Below are 17,112 nucleotides of genomic sequence, written 5' to 3'. Positions count from 1 at the left end.
ACCGGGTAATGTGTTTGCCTAAAGGGGAAAAAATCTATTCCTTCAACAGGGGTGCCGATTCGAAATGATACACCGCCAGCGTACTGCGCCAGCTTGGCATGAAAGAAATTTCACGGCCCTCGTTAAACGTGGCACGATCCAGTATTTTAATACCCAGTTGGGCGGCCAGCGCCTCAAAGTCATGCAATGTGCATAAATGAATATTGGGTGTGTTGTACCATTGATAAGGCATTTGCCCGGTTACCGGCATACGGCCATTCAAAATAGACCACCCATGGGTCCAGTGTCCGAAGTTGGGAAACGACACAATGCCGTAACGCGCCACCCGTGACATTTCCCGCAGGATATCCTCGGTATTTTTCATGGCCTGCAAGGTTTGTGACAATACCACGGTATCAAACTGCCGATCGTCAAACATGGCCAGGCCATCTTCCAGGTTTTGCTGGATAACCTCTACCCCTTTGCGTACGCAGGTAATGACATGTTCGTCTTCAATCTCAACACCAACGCCGGTCACCCCCTTGTTATTTTGAACATGAGCCAGCAAAGCACCATCACCACAACCCAAATCCAACACACGGGTTTCTTCCCGGATCCAGCTGGCAATACGGATCAGGTCTGGACGGATTTTTCCCTGATTGGGCCTTAATACGGATTTTTTATTCATGCTGTAACCTCCAGATCAAGGGCGCGCACAATGCGCTCGTAATAGGCCCTGACAACGGCGTGATATCTGGGATCGGTCAGCAAAAAGGCATCATGCCCATGCGGAGCATCAATTTCGGCATACGTGACTTTGCTCTGGTTTTTAAGCAGGGCCCGTACCAATTCACGGGAACGCTCGGGCGGGAAACGCCAATCGGTGGTGAAGGAAACCGTGAGAAAATCGGCCTGGACATTTTCCAGCGCCTTGCTCAAATCGCCGCCATGACGGCGGGCCGGATCAAAATAATCCAGTGCCCGGGTAATCAGCAAATATGTATTCGCATCAAAATAACCGGAAAACTTCTCACCCTGATAGCGAAGGTAAGACTCGACTTCGAATTCGACATCGTAACCATAACGGAACCGGCCGTCTTCGGCAGGATTACGCTGGGCACGGCCAAATTTTTCAGCCATGTCATCATCGGACAAATACGTGATATGACCAATCATGCGGGCAACTGACAAACCCCGTTTAGGCACGGTGTTATGGGCATAATAATCACCACCGTGAAATTCAGGATCGGTAATAATGGCGCGCCGGGCCACTTCATTGAAAGCGATATTCTGGGCAGACAGGCTGCAGGTACTGGCAATGACCACGCAATGGGCCACCCGCTCGGGACACTGGATGGCCCAGCTTAAGGCCTGCATGCCGCCCAACGAACCACCCATGACAGCGGCAAAACGCTGAATGCCAAAGTGATCGGCCACCCGGGCCTGCGCCCGTACCCAGTCTTCAACGGTAAGTACCGGAAATGCAGCCCCCCAGGGACGGCCGGTTTGCGGATTGATGGAAGCAGGACCCGAAGAGCCGAAACAGGACCCCAGGTTATTGATACCAATCACAAAGAAAATATTGGTGTCGACCGGTTTGCCCGGCCCCACCATATTGTCCCACCAGCCAATATCATTGGGATCACTGGCCGAGATGCCGGCAACATGGTGCGACGCATTCAGGGCATGACACACCAGCACGGCATTGGAGGCATCTGCGTTAAGGGTACCATAGGTTTCTATGGCAAGGGTATAGTTTTCAAGGACTTGCCCGCTTGCCAAAGGCAGGGGCTCTTGGAAGTCCAGGTAAACCGGACTGACAACACCAACGGATTCAGACAATTTTTTTTCAGGAATAGATTCGGCCATAAGGACCTCTTTAGCTGGATTTTTGAAGCGCCCGCAAGCAGATCAAGCAAATCGGCGCAAAAAAGCTTAAAGATATGATTCTAACATCTTCGACAACACGCAACAGGCATTTAATTGATTTTCACCCCATCCAGAAACTGCCTGACCTGTTCGGGCGGTGTCTGGTTATCTGCCGCCACATAGGCCTGAACGATTAAGCCATTGGCGGCCAGTATTTTGACATGCACATTGAAAACCTTGCCATTGACCTCTTTGGAAAAACTGAATACATCCCCAAACGCCGGCGCCGGGTCGGGCATGGGTTCGCCCATGGTTTGGTAAACCGAAGCCATGAGTGCCCTGCCCTTTTGCTCAATTTTTGCCTGTTCGGCCACCATTTCCACTGGAAAGACACGATATCCCACGGCATACACCTCATCGCTAACCGTGGCAATCTGCATGGTAAATGGCATTTTTTCACCATCAAGCTCCACCTGCCTGGTTTGCTCCACCGGCCGGGCCGGAAACAAAGCTGTCAGATTGCCTTCCGCGGTATTCACGCTGCGCCAGTCATACTCGGGCGAACACCCCATTAAGAGCACAAAGGAAAACATCAGGAGATGGCGAGCTATCATTTTCATACAAAGAATAAAAAATCATAAAAAGATAAATTTAAAACTGAATTACCCGGGTTCTAACTTAAAATCGAATTTTCGTTAGACGATTCAGGATATTTTGTGCAGCGATTCACTCAATTACAACAACATCGTGACATATTAACCCGAACCATGCGTGGCATCGAGCGGGAAGGTTTACGCATAGACCGGGATGGTCATCTGTCCACTCTGCCCCATCCGCTTGCCTTAGGCTCTGCACTGACGCACCCTCATATTACGACCGATTACTCTGAGGCTTTGCTGGAGCTGATCACTGGAACACATACAACCGTCGAGTCCCTGTTACGGGAACTCACCGAGATTCACCAGTTTGTCATGCAGCAAAACCGTGGTGAAAGCATCTGGATGCAATCCATGCCGGCTATTTTACCGCCTGAAAAAGACATCCCGATCGCGACATATGGCTCTTCCAATACCGGCATGCTCAAGCATGTATACCGCCGGGGACTGGCCGAGCGCTATGGCAAGAAAATGCAATGTATTGCCGGCCTGCATTACAATTTTTCCATGCCCTCCGAGTTATGGCCATTACTGGACTTCAAGGGTGACAGCCACCAGGAACAGCAATCCAATGGCTACCTGGCCTTAATCCGCAACTTTACCCGCTACTCATGGCTCCTGATGTATCTGTTTGGCGCTTCACCGGCCGCTTCAAAGTCGTTCCTGGCCAACATGCCACACGAGTTGCAAACCTTTGATCATGATACGTTCTATCTGCCCTATGCAACCAGCCTGCGCATGAGTGATTTGGGCTACCAGAACGATGCACAATCAGCTCTGACCCTATGCTATAACGACCTGGATTCCTTTATACGAAAAATGTATGACGCGGTAACCCAGTCCTGGCCTGCTTATGAAGCCATCGGCACTCACCGTGACGGCCAGTGGATCCAGCTGAACACCAATGTGCTGCAAATAGAAAATGAATTCTATTCCAGCATTCGCCCCAAACGAACCACCTCGCGTGGCGAACGTCCGATTACCGCCCTGATGGAACGTGGCGTGCAATATGTTGAAATCCGTTGCCTTGACATCGACCCTTTCGAGCCTATTGGCATTGCGGCATCCACCAGCCATTTCATGGACGCTTTCCTGCTTTTCTGTGCCGTGAGTGAAAGCGGTTTCTTCCCTGATGGTGGTCACTGCGCACAAAGCCAGAATAACTTTGCACTGACTGTCAAACAAGGTCGCGATCCCGCTTTAACCCTTAATAAAGAAGGGTCCCGCCTGTCCGTCAAAGACTGGGGACATGAGATTCTGGATCAGATTCTTGCCTATGCCAAAGAACTGGATATTGCCTACAGCACCACACAATACAGTGCGGCAGTTGAACTGCAACGACAAAAACTGGACAACCCGGACCTGACGCCTTCTGCCCGCCTGCTGCAGGAACTCAGGAACAGTGGTTTAAGCCTACAGGATTACACCCTTCAGAAAAGCCAGGAACACTCGGATGCACTGCGCTTTCAGGAGCTATCGGTGGAAACCGACCAAAAACTGAAAAACATGGCTCAGGAATCAATACTTGAACAAAAAGAAATTGAAGTCTCCGATATGGAATCATTTGATGAATATGTCAAACACTACAATGACTCCCTGAAGCGTCCTGCATGACCAACGCGGCCGGGCGACAGACATGTCACCGGCTTGCCCGAAACCCTTCGTTTTCCGGCCGCTTCACCCCCCCTTCCATCACGGTTTGATTTCCCGTAAACTTTCCTTACCGACAACAAAAACAGACAGGAGACAGACATGGATGAATTCATGCAGGCAGCCATTGAGGAAGCTCGTCTTGGGTTGCAGGAAGGTGGCATTCCCATCGGTTCGGTACTGGTACATCAGGGACGCATTATTGGACGTGGACACAACCGGCGTGTTCAAAAAGGCAGCGCCATTCTGCACGGCGAAATGGATGCCCTGGAAAACGCTGGCAGACTACCGGCGCACGTTTACCGTGAATCAGTCATTTACACCACACTTTCACCCTGCTCCATGTGTACGGGTGCCATTCTGCTTTATGGCATTCCCAAAGTCGTGATTGGTGAGAACCAGACCTTTATGGGTGGTGAAGCATTATTACGCAGCCAGGGCGTGGAATTGCAGGTTTTACAAGATAATACCTGCATTGAGCTGATGCGTCATTTTATTGCCAGCAAGCCGGAACTCTGGAACGAGGATATTGGAGAATAGGCGCATTCAGGAACTGTCACGGTTTCTTAACACAAGCACAGGATAATGCCCGCATAACATTTTGATTTATATGGGTGTAGTATGAAAACAGCCTATTTGTACAGAAACTTTGATGACCGCGTTCATAAAGACAATCCTTTCTATATAAACCTGGCGCTCCCTTGCCAGAAAGAGGCCAATCCCGAGTTTTATTCCCGTTCTGGCTGGCTTAGTGAGAAAGGCCTGAAAGAAGGTTTGCCGCAAATCTTCAAGCATTACAATCCCAATAGCGCCTTGAAATATGACTTGCTGATTCTTAGGCATTGCGCCAAAGGCAGCTATATCATCAGCCAGGTCAAGGATGGCTGTAACAATAAAAAAATCGCCCACTTCGATGATGGGTATTTAATCAAGGCCAGGACTGCGTTCAAGGAGCAACTCAGCCAGTCTGCCCAGGACACCCTGGTCCACCTTTAACCGGTAGACAGCTTTTCAATAGCCAGCAAATAGGGGGGGTTGTTTTTCTGGTTGGTAAACTGGTAACGCAGTACCTGGAAATGCTGCTGATCCAGCCCGGTTACCAGGCCCTCAATGGCTTCCTGCTCTATTCTGCCCGGTTCATGCCCGGGATAAATCACCAGCAATAACAAACCATGCTGTCGCAACAAAGCCAGCCCTTGGGTAGTGGCGGCCAGCGTCGTGTCCCGCTGGGTAGTCAGCGCCTTGTTGCCGCCCGGCAAATAACCCAGATTAAAAATAACCGCCGACACGCCCTGTCGCACGTGTTCGTTCATATACTGATGGCCCTGGCAAATCAATTCAACCTGATCGTCAAGACCGGCTGCCTGCAGGCGACGGCGTGTTTTATGCAAGGCCTGTTCCTGCACATCAAACGCATACACCTTGCCTGCGGCCCCCACACATTGGGCCAGTACCACCGTATCATGTCCGTTTCCCATGGTGGCATCAACCGCTACATCGCCAGGCTGCACCACCTGTCTTAAGAGCTGATGGACAAATGAAAGGACAGGTACTAACTGGGTCATGGCAGAAGAAATAACAATAATGATTGAAAAGTGATTACTTTAGCACGCGCTGAAAATTTTTCACCTGAATCCTGTTTTCCAAAGAGGCATCAACGGCAATATCAAACACCACTTTGTCTTCACGGTGCCAGGCGGTAATAACTGGCCTGCAATTGCAACAAGGGGCTTCTGTTTTTAACCTGCAGGTAGGCCGCCAGGTTTGCACATAGGAAATGGGCTCATCATTGATATAACGAAGCCGCTCCAGCAAAATCCCTTCCGGGACCCCATGAAACCCGACCGCTCATGACTGGCCACCCATGGCTTGCTGAATCCCAATACATAAACGGTGTGGCTTATCGCGCACTTGAACAATATTAAAAAACCCCAAAAAGACTGAAAACGGGTCCAGTTTTTTGGGGTCAGTTCAAAAGCGCATCCGGAAAAAACCGGATATCCAAGCGCCTGCGCTACTGCACAGTGCTAGCTATTTACCAGCACCCACTGACAAAAAGGTAAATGGCTGGGCTGGCTCAAAAGAGGACGAGACTTCGCCTGCATATACCTGGCTTGCCATGGGGCCCAAATCCAGCTTCAGGGCTTTGGATGGATCCATGCCAAAATCGATTTTTTTCAGGTCTACCCAGAAAGTATTGGGACTGAAAGCCGACTCAAAGAAATAATTCAAATGTTTGTGATCAACCACGGTTCGCCAGCGGGTTGACGATATGTTCGGCTCGGTTTCAGAAGCAATACCATAAGGCACCGAAACATTCCGGATAACGCCAAACATACTGGCCAAGGCTTCGGCGATAGGTGCTTTTTGCGGGATCGCATCCACATAAAACGATGCGCGTACGAAACGATCCGCTGCCCGATTGGTACCCGGTAGCATCACGGTGCCACCAATTTGTTTCCAGTAAGCATTAAGCGCCAACTGATCACCAAATACAGGCGAGTTGGTCATGACCTGGTATTTCCGGTCATGGTGAATCACCTGCTTGCCACCAATATATTCAACAATGGCACTGTCTCCGGAGGCATCCGACAATGAAAGATGCAAAGTTGCCAGACGGCCCTGCCCCGGAACCTGATCGGTCACCAGGGTAAAGGGTTCTTTTTCCAGTGCCTTGACGGCCTCATCGACCGAAGCGAAACTATCCAGCATGTATTGCGCCCACAGGGAAATGTTCAAGCCGGGTTTGCTTTCTGGCGTAAATGTTGGATATTCTGATTCGACCAGCCACAACAGGTTAACAGCCAGACCTTTTTCATTAAGCCCGTCAGTGGTGGCAATATCATAGCCCGTGGCAACCAGACTGCCATACCTGGACTCCCAGGAAAGAGAGTTTGCGCCTGCCTGCCCCTGGCGTTTCACCCCACGGGGCAAAGCCCACAGATTGGTGCCCAAATCCATTTTCCAGTCCATTGAGCGAGCTGTAATAATCTGCTGCTCTTCGCCCAAATAAACCACTCGTGTACATGCCATAGCTATTGTTATCCTACTTAAAAGTAATGAAGAAGCCAGCAAAAGCTGGCTCATGCGTAGCTCTGCCTCAGAATCCCTCAGAATCTCCAGGTCAGCCCAAGAAACGGACCCGTCAATTTTGTATCAATCCGCGTCCCGTTCTGTTTGTAATCCAGGTAAAGATAACGATATCCGGTTGATACATAGATATTTTCATTCACTTGATAATTGGCACTTAAGGCAACTTGCTTGGTGAGTTCTGATCCGGCACCCAAGCCACCAATATCACCATACGCCAGAATGGACCAGTCAGGACTCAAAGTGAAATTGGCACGTAATGCAACAATCGGATCAACAAATTTTTTCGTCTCGGACAGATGTTCTCCAATGACCGGCACGCTGACAGAAGCCCGTGTACGCCAGGCCCTCGCACCCGCCATGACATCCAGGGCCACGACTGAGTCATCAAGAACCCGATATCCTCCGGTAAGGGTCAGCGCAGTCATGCGCAGCTTACCCTTGGCCGAAATATCGGGAAAAACCTCTCCTTTTCTGGAAAGACTGGCATAGAGCAAGTCTGCGGAAACCACGAAACGGTCTTTTCTTGCAAAACCATTAATAAAAAATGCGGCATCCAGGTCTTTCAGTGTGTCTGAAAAAGACCGCTCGAATGAAATGGAAGGCGCTCCTGAAAAAGGCTTAAGATGACCTCCCATACCGGTTGCCCAGACATAAGGAGTAATTTGCCCATACCAACCGGTATCCTGTGCGAATGCCGCTGATGAAACCAGACAACAGACCAGGGCAGACATACCCGCCTGAAGTGTTGCTCGTGAGCGCCTTAGATAGGACTGAAACATTCCTGCATCCTTTTAAATATAACCAAAAAATCAAAGACCCAAAAATTCGAAGGGTTTGGATTCTTCGAACTTATCATTGACCACACCTGAGAAAATATTGGCCTGATTGGGACCAAGATCCAGTTTTTTGACTTTGCCTGTTTTTTCAGAAAAATCAATATTGTTGAGCTCAACCCAGAAAACATTGGGGGTCAATGCGCTCTCAAAAAAGTACAGCATGCGCTTCTGGTCAGCCACGGTACGCCAGCGGGTTGATGAAATATTGGGCTGATCAGGAGTACTGATGCCAAAGGGCACAGACACGTTGCGAATAACGCTGAACACGCTGGCAATAGTCTTGCGCGCGTCTTGGTCACGAGGAATGGCATTCACATAGAATGCGGCACGCGTAAAGCGGTCCGCGGCACGGTTGGTGCCTGGCAGCATGACAGTACCACCAATCTCGGTCCAATACGAATGCAAGGCCAGCTGGCGCTCAAACGTTGGTGAGTTGGTCAGAACCTGATATTCACGACTGTGATGAATCACCGCCTGACCATTTATATATTCCACAATGGCACTATCACCACTGGCGTCGGAGATGGCCAAATGGAGCGTGGCCAACCTGTTTTGTCCCGGTACGTCGCGTGTAACGATTGTATAAGGCTGCTTGCGCAGTTCGTCAACGGCCTCCTGGACCGTTGCAAAGTTATCCAGAATATATTGTCCCCAGGCAGCAATAGTCAGACCCGGTGCGGAGCCCTCTTTAAACTCAGGGTAACTGGACTCGACCAGCCACAGCAGGTTGGCCACCAAGCCGGCTTCATTCATGCCGTCTGTGGTTGAAATATCATAACCGGATGAAATCACGCTGCCATACTTTGAGGTCCAGCGAAGAGAGTTCTCTCCGGCCTGGCCATTTCTTTCCATGCCCCGGGGGAAAATCCACAAATTGGTTTCCACATCAACGCTCCAGTCCATTGAGCGGGCGGTAAGAATCTGATCATCAACACCATGATAGACTAGCCGGGTGCAAGCCAATGCGGTGGTACCCACGAGCATGGTTGCTACAAGCGCTGTTGTGGCGGTTTTTCGTAAAGCGTTGGAGAATAAAGACATGCTCACTATCCTTTAAATATAGAGAGAATAACTGTTTTATGAAACCAGGGTATTTTGTGCAGAATAACACATCCTCTGGACTCGTAGTTTACATCACGGTAAGCGTTCGGCCATCTCATCTTGACAGCGGTTTTCTTTAACCTGTTTTTTTACATCGCTGTCTGTGGTTGCCAATTATGCGGCAACAGTTCAGCAATACGGCTGGCGGGCTGATTTCTTCTAGATAGTCCATACGTGTCCATTTGCGATAGTGGACAAGTATGTTCATATTTTATTAGCGACTTGAAAAGATGACTTTACCGGACAGTTACGGACAGTTACCCAGGTATGCAGTAAATTGGCATTAATCTGGTGTGCTTGGGCAACGGCAGCAATCGACGTATTGGCCTGAAAAGAGGCCTCTACGACCTGGCGCTTGTATTCGTTTGAATAGCGACGCCGGGGTCGCTCAGCCACTGGCACCGAATAAAGAGAAACATCCATAACGCATCAAAACCTAGTTGAATAAATGGACATCTATATTGCTAGAATTTAAAACAGAATTCTAGACGGCACTGGCCGGAGCATTACGGTATTTACACTTTCCATTGGTAATAAGTGGCACTGCTGATGCCGTGTTCACGGCAGATATCGGTCACTTTAGCACCCTGTTCAGCGAGTTTTAAAATGCTGACGATTTGGGCTTCGGTAAATTTAGATCGTTTCATGATTTCCTCCATGTAAAGAATCATGGCAGAAATCTCTGGTTTTCGTTTGTGCCTTTTTAAGGTAAGTCTACGATGGTACGCAACGCGATGAAGTACGTGCCCTACAAGGACTACAAGGCAGTTGCTGCCGGGCTCAAGCGTATTTACCAGTCAGCCACTGAGCAGGAAGCCTTGCGCGAACTGGAGTTGTTTGCGCAGCAATGGGATGACAAATACCCACAGATCAGCCGTAACTGGCGTGCCCACTGGCCGAACCTGAACACCCTGTTTCGCTATCCGGAGGACATTCGAAAAGCCATTTACACCACCAATGCCATCGAATCCCTGAACAGTGTCATTCGCAAGGCCATCAGCAAGCGCAAGTTGTTCCCGACAGACGATTCAGCCAGAAAAGTTATTTACCTTGCCATCATGGATGCGTCCAAAAAATGGACCATGCCCATTCGCAACTGGAAGCTTGCACTGAATCGGTTTATTATCGAGTTTGAGGATCGCATCAGCGATTATATATAACCCAGACGGTTACACAGAATTATTTACACCCTCTGGAAAAGCGAAATGATGAAGCAACTTCTCCTATCACCGTTAATCTCTGCCAATTTTAAGTGGCACTCCTATTAGCTAACCACTCTTATATTCACTAAGTCCATCATCCAGTATTTTCATATCCACATCCCCTGAATAATCAAGACTCCTTAACCAGTCAGAATAATATTTACTTAAAACATCGTTGCCGTTTTTATTTAGCATTGCGGATGTAATTGAAAACTCCGAATCCACTCCAAGATCAAATATTTCCTCTCCCTCAGCAGAGAAAAGGTCATTTTTTTTAATCCACTCAACCAAAATATCAAAATGTTTTTTCGCTGCCTCAAGGCTTGGACAGCTTTTTCCTTCAGGGAAGTGCCAAGAAACTTTATCGTAAATAATTACCTTAGACATTAGGCGTATCTCCTCACCTCAGTTTGAACATCCTTTGGAATTTCCACAAGCTGGCCAGTATCTCGATCCTTGATAAAGTTACCGCCAGCGTCTCTGATTCGTTCTTCTTTCGCGATCTGAGCGTCTTTAGGTGCCGTTTCCGACGTCACCTCAATGCTTTTTACTACCTCTCCATCTTTAGTTACCACAAAATCTACTCGTCTAGCTTCACCAGTCTCCGAGTCTTTTACAATATTTCCATCCTCATCTCTTAGATACTGTTCTCTTTCGGTTTTATATCCATCTTCCTCTGGAAATTCCTTATTCAGAATCTCAAGAGCCAGCTCCTCTCTATTTGCGCCATCCTCTCTATTTTTTTCAAGCTGCCCCACTTTTGCCTCATTAATATTTTCCAGTACTAATTCATTTTCAGCTTTCAAGCTTTCGAGCGAGCTGTTTTCTATAAGCTCCATACTAGATTGGAGCGGCGTCAGCTCCTTGCTTTCCTTAATATACGCTTCTTTGAAAGCTTCGCTTATGCTTTCCCTTGTCTTTGAAGCGACAGCATTAAGCATTGGCAGCCTCCATCTTGTTTTGTATTTTTTGGGAAAGCACATTCAGCATATTACCACTGTCAGCAAGTAATAAAAATGAAGACACATGATTTTTAACTGCTAAGGGATCCACTATCAATCGTTCTTTTTTATACACTTGACGAGTAACCAGAGTCTCAATGACATCTTCAATGAAACCCATTGCAGAAGTGTGCATCCATAGTTTATCCAGCATACGAATAAGTTTTTTTCTAGCTAGTTCACTTGGTTGCTGCAGAACTTGAACAAGTGTGGATTTGAAATTCTCTGGAAGAGGGTTTCTACAACAGTAAATCCCCTTGTTCAAAAGCAGCATGATTTGTAGAGAGAAATAGTCTGAAAACAGTGAATCATCGGCCTGATGCCGAAAGTTTTTCAAGATGAGAAGCTTTCTAAATTCTTCTGCAGCCCTTTCCATCAATTTGTTTAATTCGTTTGCCTCAAGGATTACGAGTGAATTAAACAGCCTGATAGCTAGCTCTTTACCATCTTGGCCAAGCAGTTCTGCTATTTGATAAGCCTGATAGCCGTGCAGGGGCTTACCTGTCCAAGGCTCCATTACTTTCTTGACTCTCATATCACTGATCGCATGTGAGCTAACGTTTGGCTGAATTACGCATTCGACGGGGCGCGCCATACCCTCCTTGTGACACAATGCATGCCCAGTCTTAAGTCTGTTCAGATAGAGCGCCTCATGATCATCAATGCTTAGGGAGCCTGCCAAAAGTGATTGATCGTCTTTTGACACTAAACGATGAACAATCTTAGTGTTGGAGTTTTTAATAACGTCTGGAGAGATTTTTGACGGGATCTGCTCAACAACCGCAACGCCTTGGCCTATGGAGCGCATTTCTGCAAGAATATTGCTGAATACTTCAACTGCTTTGCCTTTGGGGTTGCCCATCATTTCCGACGATCGCTCGGTATCAACATTTTTCAGTAATCGATGGGCTTCTTCGATAACCATAAAATGACGCAAACCCTTGTTACCCATTCCAGGATTGACCGCTGGATTTTCTTTCTGCCGGTATTCGCTCAGAAGTACCAAAACAAGACCAACAAAAAATGCCTTGTCATCATCGTCTGCCAGACTTTCCATTTCGAGTATCGTGTTTTGTGACAAAAGCTTCTCGATGGGAAAGAAGTTATGAGTATTGAACATCAAACCTTTCGCGCCGACGCAGAGACTTTCTAGGCGTACTATGATGGCAGTACGAATGTTATCTCTTAGCTCACCTTGATAATCCAGTTCGTTCTTGATGTAGTGGTCAACTTCATCTTTAAGGTCAGTCAATGTGGGGAAGCAGTAAAAATGCTCTTCCAACTCATACCGTCTCTCATCAGAGTTGCCTTTGCTATCAATAAAATTGGGGTGGGTGCCCAAGGTCAAATCCCATCCCTTTTTAATGTATATGGCATGCAAGCACTTTTCGACAATGCTGGGCATGGGGCCATACAAAGAAAAGCTGGCATTAAATATGGCCTTCAAGTAATCAATATGCACCAAAGGATGAACACCTTTCTGGATATAGAAAGGGTTGAAACGAATGGGGCTGACCATGCCATCACCAATGGTAAAAATGTTCAGGTTCCTCTTGAAAATATCATCTGCCAACAGTTGCCGATAGTCGCGCTTGGCTGACTCCAGCACCAAAAATGGAATGCCTTCCTGTTGGGTAAGACTCTTCAAAATATGCTTGACCGTGGTGGTCTTGCCACTTCCCGTCAGGCCACAGACAAAAAGGTGTTTGTTCAGATCACTTTTGGATAGGTGGAGGTGCATACCTTTAATCGGATTACCATGGTCGGCAATGTTACCTACTACTACTCCGGACTGGCTTCCAATGTCAGTCAAAGCCAGTGTGGGCATTTTCTGTATTTCATACCCTGGCACTGATTCCATTGGAGGAGAGGAAACAAGCGCCAGCTCTTCACTGGTAATGTATGACGCAAGCGACTTAGGAAAAAGATTGCTGGCAGAGTTTTTTTTGGGAATGAACAGGATTTTATCGTCAAGGTTGTCCTGATAAATACGGGGAGGTGGTAGTATCTTGTTGCTAGGTTTTGCAAGCTCCCCAGTAAATGTTCCAGCGAGAATGTCACTTGTGATTTTATCTCGGGTGGCAAAGGTGATAGATGTTTCCCAGTAGCCCGCGCCAAGTCCTCGCATCATTCTTTCAATATACTGATCCGCAATTTTCTCCAGCTCCAGGGCAAAGCCATTTTGCTGTTCAAAGGAAAGCGAACTACCAAAAGTATCGGTTTTTCCGCTAGACGTACTGTTTCCTTCTGTGTTCGACCAGTTATGTGAATAATTGCCTCCAATGCCAATAAAAACGAAAGGTGTTGGGACACCAAGCCCTGCGGTTCCTCCTGCGCTGTGCCCGCGTGTTTTGGAGCTCGATTCAGTCAAGGTTTCAGATTCAGATAATGACTTGTTTTCACCTATGGTATGTTTTGCCAAAGCATGCAAAGCATCTCTCAGCTGGATCAGCTCATGAAATGCACTTTGTTTATTTGACTCAGAAACTGGTTTGGAGATGATCGCAAATAGATATTCCTTTCCGTAAAGGCTGCGCGTAACCGATGACAGATTAAGCTTCTGTTTTTCATCCTCAATTTTCACTATCGGCACACCGGTCACCATGCCCCCGTAACTGAAACCATCAGCGAGGGAGCTTATGTTGACCTTTTCATCGTAGCTAATATTTTTCCCCGGGAAAATGCCATTCACGATGGATTCGAATAATGTCGGTTTACTCTTAGCTAACTCACTTTTGAATCCAAGAAAAACGCGGTTATTACCGTTTTTACTACTGAGTAAAAGAGCGACTGAAAGACCCGAATGACTCGCGGCCGCTAATATGTTTTGGAAACGCTCATTAATGAAGGCAGGAATATCATTGCAGTCTGCGTTGACGGATATCTCGTCCAGTGGGAACAGATAATAGCTGTCCAGGTCACTCTTGGGGTCAGCTTCCGTTTGTGTTTTCAATGCATTACTGGCGTTAACCGACCACCAAGGTACAAGTTTTTGTGAGGCTTCAACAAGTTTTTTTGAAGGTTCAGCGAGCATTTGCTCTTTGATGGATACCAAGTTAGTCACTTGTCTCTCCCTAGGATAAAATCATTGGCTGTGCAGAACGCATGAAAATCATTGTCAAAGGCATTTGCAACAGTTTTCAGCCACACGAAAACCTGTTCTTGCGAACTTGCCAGATACTGATCAATATCCGCCCTCAGCGCCTCCCGAGCCTTGGGTGACGCCTTGTTATAGGCAATCTTGAAAACCATAGTGGTAAGAATAATGGTAACTATTCCTGAAAGAATAGAACCAACAAGGCCCGAAGCAACAGCGGTAGAGATACCCGCTCCTGCAAGAAAGGTAATGCCTGAAGCAATCAGCCCTTGTTTTAGGCGAGGATCGGTCGAGTATTTGACAATATTCGGTTCCAGCGCGAGATTGTTCTGCAGTTGCTTTGTCCATTCATGAATGCGCTTGCGAAAATCCATGTCGAAAAATGCATTTTGCAGTCCAATATCGGCAGTCTCGATTTTATCCCTGGCATCTTTCATCAGATAGTTTAGCAGGGTGTCCAGCAGAATCTCAGATTTATAGGTAACCTCTTTTGGAACATGCGTCTGCAAAAACTGTTTGGTTTGAGACACGTCAAAGCCCGGCTTAAAATATATCTGCAGCGATTCCTTGATGCTCAGAAACTCTTCGGAGACGTCTGTCTTGATATTTTCGATAATCATTGGATGTCCTCCAAAACTTCGTTGCATCTCTTTATTTCCGGCTGAATATCCTTTTTTTTTCTGTCAAGATCCTTTATTTCGTTGGCTATTTCTTCGTTGGAGCGTTTCTTGTCTTTTTCCTGCTCTAAGGCTTTCTGACGCTCTTTAATAACCGAGTCCATTTTATTCGTAAAGAGCTGTAAATAAAGATCAAGAACTACTTTTGATTGATTTGGCAGATTGTTAACGATTTTATAAAACTCCTCATTACAACGAGTTTTAAATCCATCAAGAAATTTTTCATTATCGAATTCTTGTTTGGTTCCTGTCTTTACATAATAATCTCTACTTCCCCACTTCCAGATCTTCCATATCGGCTCCTTATCCCAATACCCAGTTTCTTTCTCTTTATATGCTGCTTCCTTTGATTTTTCCTCCAAGGCTTTCAGATCGACTTTAGGGATAGATATTCGATGCTCCTCTTTGAATGATTTATCTTCTTTATTAAGAGCGTCCTCAAGCCTTTTTGTCAACTCTCTTGAAAACTCGTCTGCCTTATTCTGTATAGCATTTATAGCATCGACGGTATGTTTTCGGGCACTTTCAATACTATCACTTCCTTCTATAAGTTTCTGGTACTTATCTTTAAGCGCCTCGATATCTTTCTGCCAAGAAGAGTGTCTACCAGAGTAATTTGATCTCAGCTCTTCCTCAGTTTTCCGGGTAAGTAATTTGTATTTTTCCAGAGCTTTATTAATACGATTTATCTCTTCCTCAAACTCTTGAGGATTTCTTTTTTTCAGCTCCAACTGGCTGGATTTTTCACCAATCAGCTCTTCCTGCTTCTCGTATCCTGACTTCACCTTCTCCAAAATTTCTTGAAGTTGGATATTGGGTGCCTTCATGGAAAACTCATCAATTGCAGAAAACATTCTCTTAAACCGAGACGCCTCATAAATCACGTCAATTAACTCGCGGCCTTCATCTTCTGCTTGCTCTCGATAACTGGAAAGAATTTTCTTTTTATTTTCAGATTTTCTAATTTCTTGAACAGAGACCCCCTGCTCAAGGTCGCAATGGATTAACTTAAGAAGACTATCCACTACTAAAACTCTATCTTGAGGAATCAAGCCCCCATATAACCGCTTGGCTTCGCCTTGCAATCTCTCTACTTCATCATTTGAGTAGATTCCGGCATGAGTCAAAATCAGAAATAGGGTTTCCTTACTGCGATCAGAAATAACTGAATCGACAAATTTTTTGAAAGACTCAGATTCAATAGGTTTAATAGGATGCACAAACAAAATTGCGTTGGCTGATTCAAAAAAATCAAATGCAACGTCCTGAACCCCGCCAGTCGCATTAACTCCAGGGGCATCGACAATCCGTAGTTCCTCAAAATCCCACTTCAAGGGGTAACCAAAGGTTATTTCAACAGGGATTTTATCTTTGGTTCTTTCTAAAATATACGACTCGATCTTATCCTGATTGTGCTCAAGGTTCTTCATGCCAGAGCTTTTCTGGAGTTTCGTGATGAGCTCATTATTAACTTCCAGAAGCTCATTGCTTTCAACTATGCAGGCATCTATCAATGTTGTCGGTATGTCGCGGTAGGCATCATGTAGCCTACATATCTCATGGAGACGCTCTTTTGCTTCATCCGTAGTGGGTGTGTCCAAGTCATCGGAAAGGATTTCTTCGTGACCATCTGAGAATTTCACCTTCAATACTGAATTTTCAGATTTGAAAATTTCTACAATGGCACTTGATGCTTGAAGCACATCGGTAGGGAGAATTTCCGCCCCCAAAAGCGCATTGATGAACGTTGACTTTCCCGCTTTAACTTCACCCGCCACCGCCAACGTGAACTTGCCATTTTTTAATGTGTCCACTCTTTGCTCGAGAAATTTGATATCAACACCATCATTGAGATCGCCTCTTTTATTTTTGTACCCGTCAAAAAGGTCTATCACGTTATTTTTATGGGTTTTATATTGTTTTCCGATTGGCATTTTCTATTCCTTTTTGA

16 protein-coding genes, 2 pseudogenes and 1 riboswitch are annotated in these 17,112 nt (G+C 46.5%); of the genes and pseudogenes, 4 read left to right on the top strand and 14 right to left on the bottom strand.

The window, feature by feature from the left end:
* Nucleotides 1-34: 34 nt before the first annotated feature.
* From metW to KU392_RS03650, 3 genes are all read right to left on the bottom strand, one after another.
* The gene (gene metW / locus KU392_RS03660; RefSeq protein WP_217734596.1) at nucleotides 35-667 is read right to left on the bottom strand and encodes a methionine biosynthesis protein MetW; all 633 of its coding nucleotides are present in this window, start codon (nucleotides 665-667) and stop codon (nucleotides 35-37) included.
* Nucleotides 664-1,848, bottom strand: a complete 1,185-nt coding sequence (gene metX, locus KU392_RS03655) for a homoserine O-succinyltransferase MetX (RefSeq protein ID WP_169293516.1) — start codon at nucleotides 1,846-1,848, stop codon at nucleotides 664-666. Before metX ends, metW begins: the two co-directional genes overlap by 4 nt.
* Nucleotides 1,838-1,916: riboswitch (SAM riboswitch) on the bottom strand. (Overlaps the previous gene by 11 nt.)
* 42 nt (nucleotides 1,917-1,958) lie before the next feature.
* Complete coding sequence (locus tag KU392_RS03650; protein ID WP_217734595.1) at nucleotides 1,959-2,468, bottom strand: hypothetical protein; 510 nt, start codon at nucleotides 2,466-2,468, stop codon at nucleotides 1,959-1,961.
* 96 nt (nucleotides 2,469-2,564) lie between these two features.
* On the opposite strand from KU392_RS03650, the gene gshA reads away from it, so the two are divergent.
* From gshA to KU392_RS03635, 3 genes are all read left to right on the top strand, one after another.
* On the top strand, nucleotides 2,565-4,118 hold the full coding sequence (gene gshA / locus KU392_RS03645) for a glutamate--cysteine ligase (protein WP_217734594.1): 1,554 nt from the start codon (nucleotides 2,565-2,567) through the stop codon (nucleotides 4,116-4,118).
* A gap of 138 nt (nucleotides 4,119-4,256) precedes the next feature.
* Entirely contained in the window at nucleotides 4,257-4,694 is a 438-nt protein-coding gene (locus tag KU392_RS03640; protein ID WP_217734593.1) for a nucleoside deaminase, read from the top strand.
* A gap of 81 nt (nucleotides 4,695-4,775) precedes the next feature.
* Entirely contained in the window at nucleotides 4,776-5,150 is a 375-nt protein-coding gene (locus tag KU392_RS03635; RefSeq protein ID WP_217734592.1) for a hypothetical protein, read from the top strand.
* Here KU392_RS03635 and mnmM read toward each other — a convergent pair.
* From mnmM to KU392_RS03605, 6 genes and pseudogenes are all read right to left on the bottom strand, one after another.
* Nucleotides 5,147-5,719: a tRNA 5-(aminomethyl)-2-thiouridylate-methyltransferase MnmM gene (mnmM, locus tag KU392_RS03630; protein WP_217734591.1), complete on the bottom strand. Its 573-nt coding sequence runs from the start codon at nucleotides 5,717-5,719 to the stop codon at nucleotides 5,147-5,149. The two genes, KU392_RS03635 and mnmM, sit on opposite strands and share 4 nt — an antisense overlap.
* Nucleotides 5,720-6,185: 466 nt before the next feature.
* Nucleotides 6,186-7,187: a linear amide C-N hydrolase gene (locus KU392_RS03625; protein ID WP_425514642.1), complete on the bottom strand. Its 1,002-nt coding sequence runs from the start codon at nucleotides 7,185-7,187 to the stop codon at nucleotides 6,186-6,188.
* A gap of 77 nt (nucleotides 7,188-7,264) precedes the next feature.
* Nucleotides 7,265-8,026, bottom strand: coding sequence for a porin family protein (locus tag KU392_RS03620; RefSeq protein ID WP_217734589.1), 762 nt, complete (start codon nucleotides 8,024-8,026; stop codon nucleotides 7,265-7,267).
* 30 nt (nucleotides 8,027-8,056) lie between these two features.
* Entirely contained in the window at nucleotides 8,057-9,067 is a 1,011-nt protein-coding gene (locus KU392_RS03615) for a linear amide C-N hydrolase (RefSeq protein WP_246587309.1), read from the bottom strand.
* A 321-nt stretch (nucleotides 9,068-9,388) separates the two neighbouring features.
* Complete coding sequence (locus KU392_RS03610; RefSeq protein WP_217734587.1) at nucleotides 9,389-9,607, bottom strand: transposase; 219 nt, start codon at nucleotides 9,605-9,607, stop codon at nucleotides 9,389-9,391.
* A gap of 98 nt (nucleotides 9,608-9,705) precedes the next feature.
* Nucleotides 9,706-9,831, bottom strand: a pseudogene (locus KU392_RS03605) (transposase); the annotation flags it as partial.
* 72 nt (nucleotides 9,832-9,903) lie between these two features.
* On the opposite strand from KU392_RS03605, the pseudogene KU392_RS03600 reads away from it, so the two are divergent.
* Nucleotides 9,904-10,344 (top strand): annotated as a pseudogene (locus tag KU392_RS03600) (transposase); the annotation flags it as partial.
* A gap of 108 nt (nucleotides 10,345-10,452) precedes the next feature.
* Here KU392_RS03600 and KU392_RS03595 read toward each other — a convergent pair.
* From KU392_RS03595 to KU392_RS03575, 5 genes are read right to left on the bottom strand one after another with little or no spacing between them, the layout of a single operon-like run.
* Nucleotides 10,453-10,773, bottom strand: coding sequence for a hypothetical protein (locus KU392_RS03595; protein WP_217734586.1), 321 nt, complete (start codon nucleotides 10,771-10,773; stop codon nucleotides 10,453-10,455).
* Nucleotides 10,773-11,327: a hypothetical protein gene (locus KU392_RS03590; protein WP_217734585.1), complete on the bottom strand. Its 555-nt coding sequence runs from the start codon at nucleotides 11,325-11,327 to the stop codon at nucleotides 10,773-10,775. The genes KU392_RS03595 and KU392_RS03590 overlap by 1 nt, the downstream gene beginning before the upstream one ends.
* Entirely contained in the window at nucleotides 11,320-14,451 is a 3,132-nt protein-coding gene (locus KU392_RS03585; RefSeq protein WP_217734584.1) for a helicase HerA domain-containing protein, read from the bottom strand. Before KU392_RS03585 ends, KU392_RS03590 begins: the two co-directional genes overlap by 8 nt.
* Nucleotides 14,448-15,104, bottom strand: a complete 657-nt coding sequence (locus KU392_RS03580; protein WP_217734583.1) for a hypothetical protein — start codon at nucleotides 15,102-15,104, stop codon at nucleotides 14,448-14,450. Before KU392_RS03580 ends, KU392_RS03585 begins: the two co-directional genes overlap by 4 nt.
* Nucleotides 15,101-17,095: a dynamin family protein gene (locus KU392_RS03575; RefSeq protein ID WP_217734582.1), complete on the bottom strand. Its 1,995-nt coding sequence runs from the start codon at nucleotides 17,093-17,095 to the stop codon at nucleotides 15,101-15,103. Before KU392_RS03575 ends, KU392_RS03580 begins: the two co-directional genes overlap by 4 nt.
* Nucleotides 17,096-17,112: the final 17 nt, after the last annotated feature.

This window comes from Advenella alkanexedens (assembly GCF_019132845.1).
Classification (GTDB): domain Bacteria; phylum Pseudomonadota; class Gammaproteobacteria; order Burkholderiales; family Burkholderiaceae_B; genus Advenella; species Advenella alkanexedens.
The sequence above is the reverse complement of the archived record's forward strand: the minus strand, read 5'-3'. Positions and strand labels throughout refer to the sequence as shown.

Excerpts from the sequence above, each read along its gene's own strand:
- metW (WP_217734596.1), bottom strand. The coding sequence starts at position 667 with ATGAATAAAAAATCCGTATTAAGGCCCAATCAGGGAAAAATCCGTCCA.
- metX (WP_169293516.1), bottom strand. The coding sequence starts at position 1,848 with ATGGCCGAATCTATTCCTGAAAAAAAATTGTCTGAATCCGTTGGTGTT.
- KU392_RS03650 (WP_217734595.1), bottom strand. The coding sequence starts at position 2,468 with ATGAAAATGATAGCTCGCCATCTCCTGATGTTTTCCTTTGTGCTCTTA.
- KU392_RS03640 (WP_217734593.1), top strand. The coding sequence starts at position 4,257 with ATGGATGAATTCATGCAGGCAGCCATTGAGGAAGCTCGTCTTGGGTTG.
- KU392_RS03635 (WP_217734592.1), top strand. The coding sequence starts at position 4,776 with ATGAAAACAGCCTATTTGTACAGAAACTTTGATGACCGCGTTCATAAA.
- mnmM (WP_217734591.1), bottom strand. The coding sequence starts at position 5,719 with ATGACCCAGTTAGTACCTGTCCTTTCATTTGTCCATCAGCTCTTAAGA.
- KU392_RS03625 (WP_425514642.1), bottom strand. The coding sequence starts at position 7,187 with ATGGCATGTACACGAGTGGTTTATTTGGGCGAAGAGCAGCAGATTATT.
- KU392_RS03620 (WP_217734589.1), bottom strand. The coding sequence starts at position 8,026 with ATGTTTCAGTCCTATCTAAGGCGCTCACGAGCAACACTTCAGGCGGGT.
- KU392_RS03615 (WP_246587309.1), bottom strand. The coding sequence starts at position 9,067 with ATGCTCGTGGGTACCACCGCATTGGCTTGCACCCGGCTAGTCTATCAT.
- KU392_RS03610 (WP_217734587.1), bottom strand. The coding sequence starts at position 9,607 with ATGGATGTTTCTCTTTATTCGGTGCCAGTGGCTGAGCGACCCCGGCGT.
- KU392_RS03595 (WP_217734586.1), bottom strand. The coding sequence starts at position 10,773 with ATGTCTAAGGTAATTATTTACGATAAAGTTTCTTGGCACTTCCCTGAA.
- KU392_RS03590 (WP_217734585.1), bottom strand. The coding sequence starts at position 11,327 with ATGCTTAATGCTGTCGCTTCAAAGACAAGGGAAAGCATAAGCGAAGCT.
- KU392_RS03580 (WP_217734583.1), bottom strand. The coding sequence starts at position 15,104 with ATGATTATCGAAAATATCAAGACAGACGTCTCCGAAGAGTTTCTGAGC.
- KU392_RS03575 (WP_217734582.1), bottom strand. The coding sequence starts at position 17,095 with ATGCCAATCGGAAAACAATATAAAACCCATAAAAATAACGTGATAGAC.